Here is a 13,658-nt window from a genome sequence, read left to right as displayed (position 1 = left end):
GCGCGGCGCTGCGAAATGGCCGTGATAGCCGCGCTTGTAGACCATCGGAATGCGGTAGCCGAACCGTGCCAGAATGCGCGGCGACCAGGGGCCGAGGGCGATGACGGCATGCTCCGCTGCGGCGGCGCCCTCGGCGGTGTCGACCTGCCAGCCGGTGCCGTCCTGCCGCAGGCTCGACGCATCGCCGGACAGCACCCGAGATCGCGGGCGATGGCGAAGGCGCCCTTGATCCGCTCGCTGGCCTTGTCCCAGTCGCGCCGCACCACGATCTTGTTGTCCTTGATCTTCGCCAGCCCCTTTTCCGACTGCACGTATTCCACCAGCCCGGCCGGGTTCGGGTACTTGTCGTTGTGGAACTGGATGGTGACGCCCTTCGGCCCGCCATCGAGCTTGGCAATTGCCGCCCGTTTGCACTCGGCCTTGATCCGCACGACCAGAAGCAGCGTGTTGACCTCGCGCGGCAGCTTGCCGAAGCGGTCGATCAGCTCGGCGGCGAAGCCTTCGAGCTCCACCTTGGTGGTCAGCCCCGAAAGGCGGCGGTAGAGCCCCAGCCGCACGTCCAGATCGGGCACGTACTCCTCCGGGATCAGCACCGGGACGCCGAGGTTGATCTGCGGCGCCCACTGGCCGTCATCCTCGAGCACGCCCTCGGCCTCGCCCGAGCGGATCTTCAGCACCGCCTCTTCCAGCATGTGCTGGTAGAGCTCGTAGCCGACCTCCTTCATCTGGCCGGATTGCTCCTCGCCGATCAGGTTGCCGGCGCCCCGGATATCAAGGTCTTGCGAGGCCAAGGTGAAGCCCGCGCCGAGGCTGTCGAGCGAGCCCAGAACGCGCAGCCGCTTCTCGGCGGCAGGCGTCAGCTTCATCCGCGGCTTCGTCGTCATGTAGGCATAGGCCCGGGTCTTCGAGCGGCCGACGCGCCCGCGGATCTGGTAGAGCTGCGCCAGGCCGAACATGTCGGCGCGGTGCACCACCATGGTGTTCGCGGTCGGGATGTCGAGGCCGGATTCCACGATGGTCGTGGCCAGCAGGACGTCGAACTTGCCGTCATAGAAGGCGTTCATCCGGTCATCCAGATCGCCCGCCGCCAGCTGGCCATGAGCGACGACAAAGGTCACCTCCGGCACCTGCTCGCGCAGGAATTCCTCGATCTCCGGGATGTCGGCGACGCGCGGCACGACGAAGAAGCTCTGCCCGCCGCGGTAGTGTTCGCGCAGCAGCGCCTCGCGCACGGTCACCGGGTCGAATTCGCTGACATAGGTGCGGATCGCCAGCCGGTCCACGGGGGGCGTGCCGATGATCGACAGGTCGCGCACCCCCGACAGGCTCATCTGCAGCGTCCGCGGGATCGGCGTCGCGGTCAGGGTCAGAACATGGATGTTCGACCGCATCTGCTTCAGCCGCTCCTTGTGGGTGACGCCGAAACGCTGTTCCTCGTCGATGACCAGCATGCCGAGATTCTGGAACTTCACCTGCTTGGCCAGCACCGCATGGGTGCCGACCACGATGTCGATCGTGCCGTCTGCCAGCCCCTTGCGGGTCGCGGTTGCCTCTTTCGCGGAGACGAAGCGGGAAAGCTGGCGGACCTCCAGCGGGAAGCCGCGGAAGCGCTCCTCGAAGGCCTTGGCANTGCTGCCGCGCCAGAAGCGTCGTCGGCGCAATGACGGCGACCTGCTGGCCCGCCATGGCGGCGACAAAGGCGGCGCGCATCGCCACCTCGGTCTTGCCGAAGCCGACATCGCCGCAGACCAGCCGGTCCATCGGGCGGCCGCGTTCCAGGTCATCCAGCGTGTCCTCGATGGCGCGCAGCTGGTCGTCGGTCTCGGTGTAGGGGAAACGCGCGCAGAACGCGTCCCACATGCCNCTCGGGCGCGGCGAGGATCGGCGCCTTGCGCAGCTCGCGTTCGGCAGCGATCCGGATCAGCCGGTCGGCGATCTCCTTGATGCGCTCCTTCAGCCGCGCCTTCTTGGCCTGCCAGGCGCCGCCGCCGAGCTTGTCGAGCAGCCCGTCCTCGTGGCCGTAGCGGCTGAGCAGCTCGATATTCTCCACCGGCAGATAGAGCCGCGCAGCCTCGGCATACTCGATGTGGATCATCTCATGCGCTGCGCCAAGCGTGTTGATGACCTCGAGCCCCTGGTAGCGGCCGACGCCATGCTCGACATGCACGACCAGATCGCCGGGCGAAAGCGTCTGAAGTTCGGTCAGGAAGTTCTCGGCCCGCTTGCGTTTTTTCGGCGCGCGGATCAGCCGGTCGCCGAGCACGTCCTGTTCCGAGACGACGGTCATGCCCTCGGCTTCGAACCCGTGCTCCAGCGCCCACACCGCCAGGTTGANCCGATTTCTCTTTCTGAGAAACGTCCCGGAAATCCTTGATTTCCTTGGCGCCCAGCAGGTCTTCGTCTTCCAGCAGGCCCTTCAGCCGCTCGCGCGCACCTTCGGAATAGCTGGCGACGATCACCGGACCGGATTTCAGCTTTGCCTTAAGATGGTCCGCGAGTGCACTGAAAACGTTGACGTTCTCCAATTGCCGCTCGGGCGAGAAATTGCGGCCGATGCGCCCCCCGGCATCGATCACGCCGGGCCCGGTCGCCTGCTGCAGCGGGTTCAGCCGCATAACCCGGCGGCCCGCGACCGCCGCCTCGAAGGCCGCGTCGTCGAGATAGAGCAGCTGCGGCGGACAGGGCTTGTAGACCGAAGCCAGCCGCTTGCGGTCGGCCATCGCCTCGCGCCGCGCGTCATACTGGTCGGCGATCGTCTCCCAGCGCGAGCTTCGCGCCGCATCGAATTGATCGTCCAGCATGACCGACGCGCCGGGAAGGTAGTCGAACAGCGTCTCCAGCCGCTCGTGGAAGAACGGCAGCCAGTGCTCCGCCCCCTGATGCTTGCGCCCCGCCGAGATCGCTTCGTAGAGCGGATCGTCGGTGCCCGCCGCGCCGAATTCGATCCGGTAATTCTGCCGGAACCGCGTCACAGCCGCCTCGTCGAGAACGATCTCCGAGACTGGGGCCAGCTCGACCTCCTTCAGCGTCTCGGTGGTGCGCTGCGTCACCGGATCGAAGCGCCGGGCGCTGTCCAGCGTATCGCCGAAGAGGTCGAGCCGCACCGGCCCGCCTTCGCCCGGCGGATAGATGTCGATGATGCCGCCGCGCACCGCGTAGTCGCCCGGCTCCATCACCGTGGGCGACTGGGTGAAGCCCATCCGCACCAGGAATTTCTTCAGCCCCGGCTCGTCGATCCGATGGCCGACCTGCGCGCGGAAGGCTGCCTCGCGCAGGAGCTCGCGCGCCGGGATCTTCTGCGTGGCGGCGTTCAGCGTGGTCAGGATCGCGAAGCGCGCCGGCATGCCATGGACCAGCGCCGCCAGCGTCGCCATCCGCGCCGCCGAGATGTCCGGGTTGGGCGAAACCCGGTCGAAGGGCAGGCAATCCCAAGCCGGAAAGGAAAAGACCGGCATCTCGGGCGCGAAGAAAGCCAGCGCCGCGCGCATCGCCTCCAGCCGCTTGTCGTCGCGCGCCACATGCAGGACCGGGCCCGCCGACCGNCTCGACCTCGCGCAAGAGCAGCCGGGCATCATAGCCTTCGGGCGCGCCGCCGACGGTCAGGTGATTGGGATCGGTCATGGTCAGAAACTCCTTCGCCCCGAAGGGGGTAGCGCCGGGGGCCGTGCTGTCAACCGCCCAGCCGCTCAGAGATAGGCGCNGGGACAGCACCTGGTTCATGCCNGAACACGGNCCGAGACGAAGATCGCCGCGAAGGAAAGCAGCTGCAGATGCAGCCGCAGGCGCTTCAGTTCCGCCATCAGCGGATCGACCTCGGTCTCCATCTGCGACATGCGCCGCGCCGCGCGCCAGACCATTCCCTGGCTGGCCGCGAGCGGCAGCGCCAGGAGCAGCAGCGCCTGCGCCAGTTCAGCGCCGAGCAGCGACAGGCCCAGCAGGGAGCTGAGCGCAAAGGCCCAGACGCCGGTGAACCAGACCCGCGCGCGTTCGCTGTAGCCGAGCTGCCGCGCCANCCCCGGCGCGCAGGANGCGCGAAGGCNATCCCGGTCGCCGCCCACCGCGCGGGCGCGGTCGTAATGCTCCATCGGGATGCCCATCGGCGCATGCGCGATGCGGGTCCAGACCAGGGCGGCAACGATCCAGTACCAGAGGCTGGAAAACGCCGAAGCGGAGATCAGGTCGAAAGGGCTCAGGGGCACGGGCGGCAGGCTNCCGGATCGTCACGAGGGTGTGACGGTGCTAACGCCAAGTGACGGCGAGGGCCAGCCTTGAGATGCGCGCCATTCCGTNGGCACTCGGGGCCACCGTTCAAGCCGGAGTCCGAGATGACCAGCCCCCACGCCTTCCAGATGCGCCAGCGCCCCCGCCGCACCCGCCAATCCGACGCCATCCGGCGGCTGGTCTGCGAAAGCTCGCTGTCGGTGTCGGACNCTGATCTGGCCGATCTTCGTGCGCGAAGGCGAAAACATCGAGGAACCGGTCGCGTCGATGCCGGGCGTCATGCGCTACTCCGTCGACCGCGCGGTCGCGGCTGCCCAGGGCGCGGCCGATCTGGGCATCCCGGCGATCTGCATTTTCCCCTATACCGACCCGTCGCTGAAGACCCCGGGCTGCGAAGAGGCCTGGAACCCCGAGAACATCTCGAACCGGGCGATCCGCGCGATCAAGGCGGCCGTGCCGCAGCTCGCGGTGATGACCGACATCGCGCTCGACCCCTATAACAGCAACGGCCATGACGGCATCGTCCGCGACGGCGAGATCGTCAATGACGAGACCGTCGTGGCGCTGGTCAGGATGGCGCTGGCGCAGGCCGAGGCCGGGGCCGACATCCTCGGGCCGTCGGACATGATGGACGGCCGGATCGCCGCGATGCGCGACGCGCTGGAGGCGGCGGGCCACCAGAATGTCACGATCATGAGCTATTCGGCGAAATACGCCTCGGCCTATTACGGGCCGTTCCGCGATGCGGTGGGCGCGACCGGGGCGCTCAAGGGCGACAAGAAGACCTATCAGATGGATCCGGGCAATTCCGACGAGGCGCTGCGGATGATCGCGCGCGACCTCGAGGAAGGCGCCGACATGGTGATGGTCAAGCCGGGACAGGCCTATCTGGACATCTGCCACCGGGTGAAAAGCGAGTTCGGCGTGCCGACCTTCGCCTACCAGGTCTCGGGCGAATACGCGATGATCGAGGCCGCCGCGCAGAACGGCTGGATCGACGGCGAGAAAATCATGATGGAGAGCCTCCTGGCCTTCAAGCGCGCGGGCTGCGACGGCGTCCTGACCTATTTCGCGCCGCGCGTCGCCCGGCTGCTTTCGGCCTGACCGGCCCCGAGCAACCGNCATTGGCAATGACAAGGTCCGCGCATTCGCATAGAGTCCGCCGCGAAAGACGCCGGAAGGGCGCATTTTTGCAGGTGGGCTCCGCGGAGCCAGGACAGACGAGGCGAGCATGANCCAATCCGNACCCGACGCGCCNGTTCTNAGCGGGGNGGCGCCGCGCNTGCTGNGCGGCCTGCGACAATNTCCGTGNGGCACCAATGGCGCTGCGGTNGATCGACCGCCGCGTGCAGCAGACGCTCAGCTACNATGTACGCGAACNTTTCCCGAAACCCGCGANGCTCAAGGCGAAGTCCTCGGGTNATGCTGGTGATGCCGCTGATCGGCAAGGCCGGCTTCATCGTCGGCGGCGGCTATGGCGAAGGCGCGCTGGTGATCGGCGACGCGACGGTGGACTACTACTCCGCGACCCAGGCGAGCTTCGGCTTCCAGATCGGCGCGCAGCAATATGCCTCGGTGATGTTCTTCCTGACCCCCGAGGCGCTGCGCGAGTTCCGCACCTCGCCCGGCTGGGCCGGCGGCGCCGATGCCGAATACGCGCTCGACAAGCAGGGCGGCAACCTCTCCGCCTCGACCGATGTCAGCGGCAAGCCGGTGATCGCCATCCTCTTCGCCCAGACCGGGCTGCGCGCCGCCGCGACTCTGGCGGGCACGAAATACACCCGCATCNCTGCGCTGAGCAGGGCGGTTTCNAATCTGCAACCGGGCCCTCGGCGCGCCCGGACNCGGGGCCGGTTGCGCCCCGCATCTAGGGAGCCCGGCGCATGCGGTTCGTCTTCACTTGGGGCCTGCGCCTCTTCCTCGGGCTGTCGCTGCTCGGGGCGGCGGCGCTGGCGCTGTGCTGGTANCCTCGTTACCCGATCCCTGCCCGACTACGACGACAGCTTCACGCTGGAGGGTATCTCCGCCCCGGTGGAGATCGTCCGCGACACCTATGCGGTGCCGCATATCGTGGGCACGACCGACGGGGATGTCTATTTCGGCCTCGGCTTCGCCCATGCCCAGGACCGGCTGTGGCAGATGACCATGTTCCGCCGCACCGCCCAGGGACGGCTGTCCGAGCTTTTCGGCGAACGCACCGCGGGGGTCGATGACCTGCTGCTGCGCTTCGGTCTCNTACAAGGCCGCCGAAACCTCTCTTGCGGTGCAGAGCCCGGAGGCGCGGCGCGCGCTCGAGGCCTATGCCGCCGGGGTCAATGCCTGGATCGACCAGGTGAATGCCCGCGCGCTCGGCCGCGGCGCGCCCGAGCTGTTCCTGTTCTGGCGCAGCGGGCCCGGACCGAGCCCGCGAAGAAGAAGGCATGAAAAAAGGCCGGAGCGTCGCCCGCTCCGGCCCTTCGCTGTCCAGCGGCGCCCCGGTTCAGGCGGGGCTGCCCATCCGGTCATAGGCGCGGCCCGCGAGCATCAGCCGCCCGAAGACCATGAAGCCGAAGATGCACAGCACCACCGGCATCTGGGTGCCGTTGAAGCTGGCTGCCGCCGGGATCGCCACCAGCGCGCCGAGAATCGTCGAGATCGAGGCGATCAGCGATGAGGCGATGCCCGCGACATGGCCCAGGGGCTCCATCACCATGGCGTTGAGATTGCCCATCGAGAGGCCCATCGTCATGAAGATCGATACCAGCCACAGGAAATAGGGCAGCAGCATCTCCTTCGGCACAAGCCCGGTCTGCAGCGCGATCAGGTAGAGCCCCGAGAGCGCCGCCTGCGAGGTCATCGCGATGGTCGAGATCCGGTGCATGCCGAAGCGCATGACGATCCGCGAATTCAGCATCGGCGCGGCCAGCGAGGAAATCGCCGCCGCCCCGAACCACAGCGGGAATTCTGCGCCGCGGTGCAGAACCTCCTCGAAGACCAGCTCGATCGAGGCGATGTTGGTCAGCATCATTGCGAAGCAGCAGCTCATCGCCAGCACGGTGCGGCGCACCATCGGGATCGACACGATCTCGATCAGCGCGGCGCGGATCAGCGGCAGGCGGATCGGGCGGCGGTTCTCCGGGGCCAGCGTCTCGGGCTGGCGCAGCATGAACCAGGTCAGCACGATGCCCGAGAAGATCACGAAGGACAGGAAGACCGAGCGCCAGCCGCCGATCCAGATGATCGCCTGGCCGATCGAGGGCGCGATCGCCGGGAAGACCATGAAGACGGTGATGATCAGCGAGGTGATCTGCGCCATCGCCCGCCCGGCGAAGCGGTCGCGCACCATCGCCATGGCGACGACCCGCGCGCCCGAGGCGCCGAGGCCTTGGATCAGCCGTGCGGCGAGGATCAGCTCCAGCGAGGGGGCGAGCCAGGCCAGCACGGCGCCGGCCATGTAGACGGCGCCCGAGGCGATCACCAGCGGGCGGCGGCCATAGGCATCCGACAGCGGCCCGGTGAAGAAGGTGCCGATGCCCATGCCGATCATGAAGATGATCACGACGAGCTGCGAGCGCACCGGGTTCTCCGGGGACAGGGTCTGGCCCATCTCGGAGAGCGCGGGCAGCATGGCATCCACGGAAAACGCGTTGGTGGCCATCATCATGGCCATGAGCGCGACGAACTCGCCCTTGGAGGGCTGCGACTCGGGAGATTTCACTGACATGCTGCGGGTTTAGGTGTGCAATCCCGCCCTGTCACCTTGTTAATCTGTGCGCCCGCGCGCAGACCTGTCAGGCCATTCCCGCAATTTCATCGATTACCTGCACCCACAGATCGGCGGGCTGCGCGCCGGGCACGGCCTGCTTGCGGTCGACGAGGAAGGTCGGCACGCCGGTTACGCCCATGCCGCGGAAGGCGGCGTCGCGCTCGACGATCAGCTTCAGGTCGGCGTCGCTGTCGAGCAGCCGGTGCATCATCGCCGCATCCATGCCCGCCGCGTCGGCGATGTCGCACAGCACGTCGCGGTCGCCGATGTCGCGGCCTTCCTGGAAATAGGCGTGGAACAGCGCGTCCACCACCGGCCCCTGGCAGCCCTCGACCTCGGCCCAGAGGATCAGCCGGTGCGCATCGAGCGTGTTCGGCACGCGCGGGATCGCCGAGAGGTCGAACTCGAGCCCGGTCTCCTTCGCGGCGGCCATGATCGAGGTCACGGTCTCGGCCGCGGCCTCCTTGCTGCCGAATTTCGTCTCGTAATAGCCCTTCCGGTCGATGCCCTCGCGCGGCATGTCGGGGTTCAGCTGGAACGGGTGCCATTCGATGACGAAAGGGTGCTTCGGCCGCTGGGCCAGTGCCTGGTCCAGCCGCGTCTTGCCGATATAGCACCAGGGGCAGATCGGGTCGGAAATGACGTCAAGCTTGATCATGGGAAGTCTCGTAATCCTGTCGTATCTTGCGGCGCATCAGCTTGCCGTTGGGGCTTTTCGGCAGCGCTTCGCAATGCACGAAGAGCCGCGGGCACTTGTAGTGGGCGAGCCGGCCGGCGGCATGGGCGGCCAGCTCCGCTTCGGGGATTTCCTCGCCGGCATAGAAGGCGGCGATGATGCTGGCGCCTTCCTTCACGGCGATTTCCACTGCGGCGGCTTCGGCCACCTGCGGATGGGCGGCCAGCGCGGTTTCCACCTCGATCGGCGAGACCCGGAAGCCGCCGGCATTCATCATGTCGTCGTCGCGGCCCAGATAGGCGATGGCGCCGCTGCCGTCCATCTCGCCGAGATCGCCGGTCAGGAACCACTTGCCGTCCGGCGCGTAGCGGGCGCGGGTCTCCTCTGGCGCATGGAGATAGCCCAGCATCAGCCCGGGATCGCCCGCCGCCACGGCGATGGTGCCGGGGGTGCCGCGCGGCACAGGGCGGCCGTCCTCGCCCAGAAGCGCGATGCAGCGGCCGGCCTGCGGAAAGCCCGGTCTCCTCCTCCCTGCCCCGGGGCGCGCGACAGGATACCGGGCGACGACAAGCCCGGAGCGCATGCGGCCAAGAGGCTGACGACGTTGAACCCGCCGCATGCGCGCCAGACACCCGGCCGCCGCCAGCCGCACCCCGGCCCGGGCCGAGATGACCGCTCCGGCAGGGGCCTGCCGCCCAAGTTCACCCGTATCCCGCAACCCGGCAGGCCCCAACCAGAGCGATCCGCATCCAAAAGGAGACCGCCATGAGCGACGGACACAGCTTGACGATGACGGTCGGAGACGTGACCGTCGGGCCCTTCACCTGCGACGGCCTCAACCGCATCGAGGCGCGCCTGAAGGAAACCGCCGAGGACGCCGCCGAGAAGGACCGGGTGTTCCGCGTCACCGCCGACGAGCTGCGCCAGTTCATCGAGCGCGTCGAGCGCCTCGAGGCCGAGAAGAAGGACATCGCCGGGCAGGTGAAAGAGGTCTTCGCCGAGGCCAAGGGGCGCGGCTACGTCCCCAAGGTGATGCGCAAAGTGATCGCGCTGAGAAAGCGCGACAAGGAGGACATCGCCGAAGAACAGGCCGTCCTCGAGCTCTACTGCGACGCCCTCGGCATGGGCTGACGCCCGCCCTTTTTCCAGGACATCCCCATGACCCGTTCCGACCTCGCTTTCCGCGGGCCGATCCTGCTCGTCCTGCTGCTCTGGCTCGCCGCCGCCTGGGGGACCGCCTGATGCGCGTGCTCGTCGCCTGCGAGACCTCCGGCGTGGTCCGCCGCGCCTTCGCCCGCCGCGGGCACGACGCCTGGTCCTGCGACCTGCTCCCGGCCGAGGACGGAGCGAACACCCATTTCCGCTGCGACGCCCGCGAGGTGCTGCACCTGAACTGGGATTTGCTGATGGTCGCGCATCCGCCCTGCACCCGGCTCTGCAACAGCGGCGTCCGCTGGCTGCACCGCCCGCCGCGCGGCCGCACGCATGCCGAGATGTGGGCCGAACTCGAGAACGGCGTCCAGCTCTTCGCCGATCTCTGGCACGCGCCGGTGCCGCGGATCTGCGTCGAGAACCCGGTGATGCACCGCCATGCCCGCGAGCGGATGCCACCCGGCCTGCCCCGCCCGCAGATCGTCCAGCCCTGGTGGTTCGGCGATCCGGCCTTCAAGGCGACCGGCCTCTACCTGCGCGACCTGCCGCCGCTGTCGGCGAGCAACAGGCTCACGCCGCCGAAACCCGGCACCGAGGCACACAAGCGCTGGTCCGCCATTCACCGCGCCCCGCCGGGACCGGACCGCTGGAAATTCCGCAGCCGCACCTTCGACGGCATCGCCGAGGCGATGGCCGACCAGTGGGGCGCCTACCTTGAAAGGAAAGCCGCATGACCACCACCGACATGATCGAGATCGAGGTCCAGATCCACCAGCGCGCGGAGGGAGCGATCTGGGTCAGCACCACCGGAGACCTCCGCGACGCCGTCCAGCTGCCGCGCAGCTCGGTACGCATCGAGAAGACCGGCGGCAGCTTGGCCATTCTGACGATCGGCGAGGACATGGCGATCGCGAAAGGGCTGGTGTGATGGAAAACAGGCAGCCGATCCGGGAGTTCCCGACCAGCTCGAGGAGACCCTCATCCACCACCGCCCGCCGGAGCCGGAGACCCCGCCGGTCGACCGGTCGCCGACGCAAACACAGCGCCGCCTGATCGAGGAGCACGGCCGGCGCTGCGGCCGGGTGCCGGCAAGCGCGCCGACCAGGGACGTGCGGACATCCGGTGCGGCAGCCTTCCGCCTCCCCTCCGGACAGCTGCCGGTCATGCGCCGGACAGCCCCTGGTGTCGGCGCCCGTCCGGCATTCGGAGGGACGTTCCGTCCCCGCCGCATCCCGTCTCCGCCAGCCGCCGCGCTTCTCCGAACCGCGCCCGTCCGATCCCGCCCCGGCATGCTGCTGGACCGGGGACCGGCGAACGGTCCGGCCACGCGGTCCTCCGGCCCCGGGAATTTCCGCCTGTTGGCGCAGCATGTCCCCCAGGGGAACCGCAGAGGCGGCATCAGGCCGGGAGCGGAAGGCCCCGCGGCAGCGCGGCGCGCGGAGCACGGAGCACGGTGCACGGAGCACCGAGCACGGAGCACGGAGCACGGAGCACGGAACCGATAGCGGGATCTAGATGGCCCGCAATCACCAGAAAGCCTCCGCAGCGGCCGGGCAGCATCAGGGCCGCTCAGGACACCTGCGCTGCCAGCGGGACCGCGAGGGCCGCAAGCCGCAAGGCCGCCCCAGGAGCCCTCCGTTGCCTGTGCGGCCGCACAAGGCGCAGCATCCCGCGCCCTGGCCGGACAGCCTCCGAAGACGGCCACCGCCCGAACTTCCAGCCCGCAGCGGGCGTTGCCGGATCGATGCCCCGCGAGGACAAGTTGGCAAGCCGCCGGGCGCTCCGCTGCGCGGATCTCTCCCTCCGGCCCCGCAGGCCCGGCCGTCAGAAATAGCCGACCAGCTCGACATCCCCGCCCGGGCGGGAATGGTAGATCGCCGCGCATTCACCGGTTTCCTCGTAGCCGCAGGCACTGGACGGGACGATGATCTCCAAGTCGGTCATGATGTCGAGGATCGGCGCCACCTGGTAGCCCTTCGCCCGGATCGTCAGCCCGGGCACGAAGCCGCCCTCCCCGATATTGTAGAGGAAGGTCAGGTCGCAGAACTCGCCGGTGCAGAAGGTCCCGGCGGAGCTGCAGCCGGCCTTGCCCCAGTCGACCACCGCATCCGGCGCGCCGTCGCCGTCGATATCCGCCCGGTCGATGAACCCCTCCGCTGCCGAGAAGGCCACGCCCGCGGCCCGGCAGACCGGCGCCATCCGGTCCATCGCGTAGCTCATCGGATCGGCGGCGCGCGGCCGCGGCGGCGGGCATGCCAGCGCGCCTGCCGCGGTCCAGCCAGCGTTGGCCCCCAGAAGCTGGGCCAGGACCGCGCCGCCGATGGCGCCGGCGGTGGCGCCCATCGCCTGCTCGCCCTGCTGCTGGGTCATGTTCTCGCAAGCGGAAAGCGCAAGCGCGCCGGCCAGGATGGCGGCCGTGAATTTGGTCTTCATCGGAGGTCTCCTAGGTAGTCCAATGCCGCGACCCTAGGACGAAAGCCGCCCCTGCGGAAGTCGGCGCCTTCGCCGCAGCGCGGAAACCGGCCCATGCCCATTGACCCCGCGGCCCGTTCGCTGTTCAAGCACGCAGTGCGAGAGGAGATGTCCCATGCCCGATGACCTGATCAACAGCTTCATGACCGGCCCCGACGAGAATGGCCGCTTCGGCGATTTCGGCGGCCGCTTCGTCTCGGAGACGCTGATGCCGCTGATCCTGGAGCTTGAGAAGCAATACGACTTCGCCAAGACCGACCCCGAATTCTGGGCGGAGATGGACTATCTCTGGAAGCATTACGTCGGCCGTCCCAGCCCGCTCTATTTCGCCGAGCGGCTGACGGAACACTGCGGCGGCGCCAAGATCTACCTCAAGCGCGACGAGCTGAACCATACCGGCGCGCACAAGATCAACAACGTGCTGGGCCAGATCATCCTGGCGCGCCGCATGGGCAAGACCCGGATCATCGCCGAGACCGGCGCGGGCCAGCACGGCGTGGCCACCGCCACCGTCTGCGCCAAGTTCGGCCTGAAATGCGTCGTCTACATGGGCGCGCATGACGTCGAGCGGCAGAAGCCGAACGTGTTCCGCATGAAGCTCTTGGGCGCCGAGGTGGTTCCGGTGACCTCCGGCCGCGGCACGCTGAAGGACGCGATGAACGACGCGCTGCGCGACTGGGTCACGAACGTCCGCGATACCTTCTACTGCATCGGCACCGTGGCGGGCCCGCATCCCTATCCGGCGATGGTCCGCGACTTCCAGGCGATCATCGGCAAGGAAGCCAAGGAGCAGATCCTCGAGCAGGAGGGCCGCCTGCCCGACACGATCATCGCCGCGATCGGCGGCGGATCGAACGCGATGGGCCTGTTCTACCCGTTCCTCGACGACAAGGACGTCAAGATCATCGGCGTCGAAGCCGGCGGCAAGGGCGTCGACGAGAAGATGGAGCACTGCGCCTCGCTGACCGGCGGCCGTCCGGGCGTGCTGCACGGCAACCGCACCTACCTGCTGCAGGACGATGACGGCCAGATCCTCGAAGGCTACTCGATCTCGGCCGGTCTCGACTATCCGGGCATCGGGCCGGAGCATTCCTGGCTGCATGACACCGGCCGCGCCGAATACGTCTCGATCACCGACAAGGAGGCGCTCGCCGCCTTCCAGGTCTGCTGCGCGCAGGAAGGCATCATCCCGGCGCTGGAGCCGAGCCACGCGCTCGGCCATGTGCTGAAGATCGCGCCCGAGCTGCCGAAGGACCACATCATCGTCATGAACATGTGCGGCCGCGGCGACAAGGACATCTTCGCGGTGGCCCAGCATCTCGGCGTCGAGATGTAAGGCTCCGGCCATTCGGTACAGGCGGAGGCCGGGCCATGCGCCCGGCCTTTTCCGTT

Annotated in this window: 8 protein-coding genes and 4 pseudogenes; 7 read left to right on the top strand and 5 right to left on the bottom strand. The window is 68.3% G+C overall.

Annotated elements, in window-relative coordinates; translation table 11 throughout:
* Positions 1–197: 197 nt before the first annotated feature.
* Positions 198–3,621 (bottom strand): annotated as a pseudogene (gene mfd / locus C7T91_RS29610) (transcription-repair coupling factor); the annotation flags it as partial.
* A 704-nt stretch (positions 3,622–4,325) separates the two neighbouring features.
* On the opposite strand from mfd, the pseudogene hemB reads away from it, so the two are divergent.
* The 3 pseudogenes from hemB to C7T91_RS37450 form a co-directional block, all read left to right on the top strand.
* Positions 4,326–5,325: pseudogene (gene hemB, locus C7T91_RS29600) on the top strand (porphobilinogen synthase).
* Between the two features lie 264 nt (positions 5,326–5,589).
* Positions 5,590–5,943 (top strand): annotated as a pseudogene (locus C7T91_RS38815) (lipid-binding SYLF domain-containing protein); the annotation flags it as partial.
* A 161-nt stretch (positions 5,944–6,104) separates the two neighbouring features.
* Positions 6,105–6,601 (top strand): annotated as a pseudogene (locus C7T91_RS37450) (penicillin acylase family protein); the annotation flags it as partial.
* Positions 6,602–6,700: 99 nt separating this feature from the next.
* Here the strand turns inward: C7T91_RS37450 and C7T91_RS37445 are convergent.
* The 3 genes from C7T91_RS37445 to C7T91_RS29575 all read right to left on the bottom strand — a co-directional run bounded on the left by C7T91_RS37445 (position 6,701) and on the right by C7T91_RS29575 (position 9,105).
* Positions 6,701–7,918: a multidrug effflux MFS transporter gene (locus tag C7T91_RS37445; RefSeq protein ID WP_161556162.1), complete on the bottom strand. Its 1,218-nt coding sequence runs from the start codon at positions 7,916–7,918 to the stop codon at positions 6,701–6,703.
* Positions 7,919–7,991: 73 nt separating this feature from the next.
* The gene (locus tag C7T91_RS29580; protein WP_108263410.1) at positions 7,992–8,624 is read right to left on the bottom strand and encodes a DsbA family oxidoreductase; all 633 of its coding nucleotides are present in this window, start codon (positions 8,622–8,624) and stop codon (positions 7,992–7,994) included.
* Positions 8,611–9,105, bottom strand: a complete 495-nt coding sequence (locus C7T91_RS29575; protein WP_330848908.1) for a class I adenylate-forming enzyme family protein — start codon at positions 9,103–9,105, stop codon at positions 8,611–8,613. The genes C7T91_RS29580 and C7T91_RS29575 overlap by 14 nt, the downstream gene beginning before the upstream one ends.
* 392 nt (positions 9,106–9,497) lie before the next feature.
* Here C7T91_RS29575 and C7T91_RS29570 point away from each other — a divergent pair, with 392 nt between their 5' ends.
* The 3 genes from C7T91_RS29570 to C7T91_RS29560 all read left to right on the top strand — a co-directional run bounded on the left by C7T91_RS29570 (position 9,498) and on the right by C7T91_RS29560 (position 10,722).
* Positions 9,498–9,773: a DUF2312 domain-containing protein gene (locus tag C7T91_RS29570; protein ID WP_236638609.1), complete on the top strand. Its 276-nt coding sequence runs from the start codon at positions 9,498–9,500 to the stop codon at positions 9,771–9,773.
* A gap of 110 nt (positions 9,774–9,883) precedes the next feature.
* Entirely contained in the window at positions 9,884–10,528 is a 645-nt protein-coding gene (locus C7T91_RS29565; RefSeq protein WP_108263409.1) for a hypothetical protein, read from the top strand.
* Positions 10,525–10,722, top strand: a complete 198-nt coding sequence (locus C7T91_RS29560; protein WP_108263408.1) for a hypothetical protein — start codon at positions 10,525–10,527, stop codon at positions 10,720–10,722. The genes C7T91_RS29565 and C7T91_RS29560 overlap by 4 nt, the downstream gene beginning before the upstream one ends.
* Positions 10,723–11,618: 896 nt before the next feature.
* Here C7T91_RS29560 and C7T91_RS29555 read toward each other — a convergent pair.
* The gene (locus C7T91_RS29555; protein WP_108263407.1) at positions 11,619–12,227 is read right to left on the bottom strand and encodes a hypothetical protein; all 609 of its coding nucleotides are present in this window, start codon (positions 12,225–12,227) and stop codon (positions 11,619–11,621) included.
* A 154-nt stretch (positions 12,228–12,381) separates the two neighbouring features.
* Here C7T91_RS29555 and trpB point away from each other — a divergent pair, with 154 nt between their 5' ends.
* Entirely contained in the window at positions 12,382–13,602 is a 1,221-nt protein-coding gene (gene trpB, locus C7T91_RS29550) for a tryptophan synthase subunit beta (protein WP_108263406.1), read from the top strand.
* Positions 13,603–13,658: the final 56 nt, after the last annotated feature.

Source organism: Mangrovicoccus ximenensis, from assembly GCF_003056725.1.
In the GTDB taxonomy this organism is placed as follows: Bacteria; Pseudomonadota; Alphaproteobacteria; order Rhodobacterales; family Rhodobacteraceae; genus Mangrovicoccus; species Mangrovicoccus ximenensis.
This window is presented reverse-complemented; position numbering and strand designations above follow the sequence as displayed.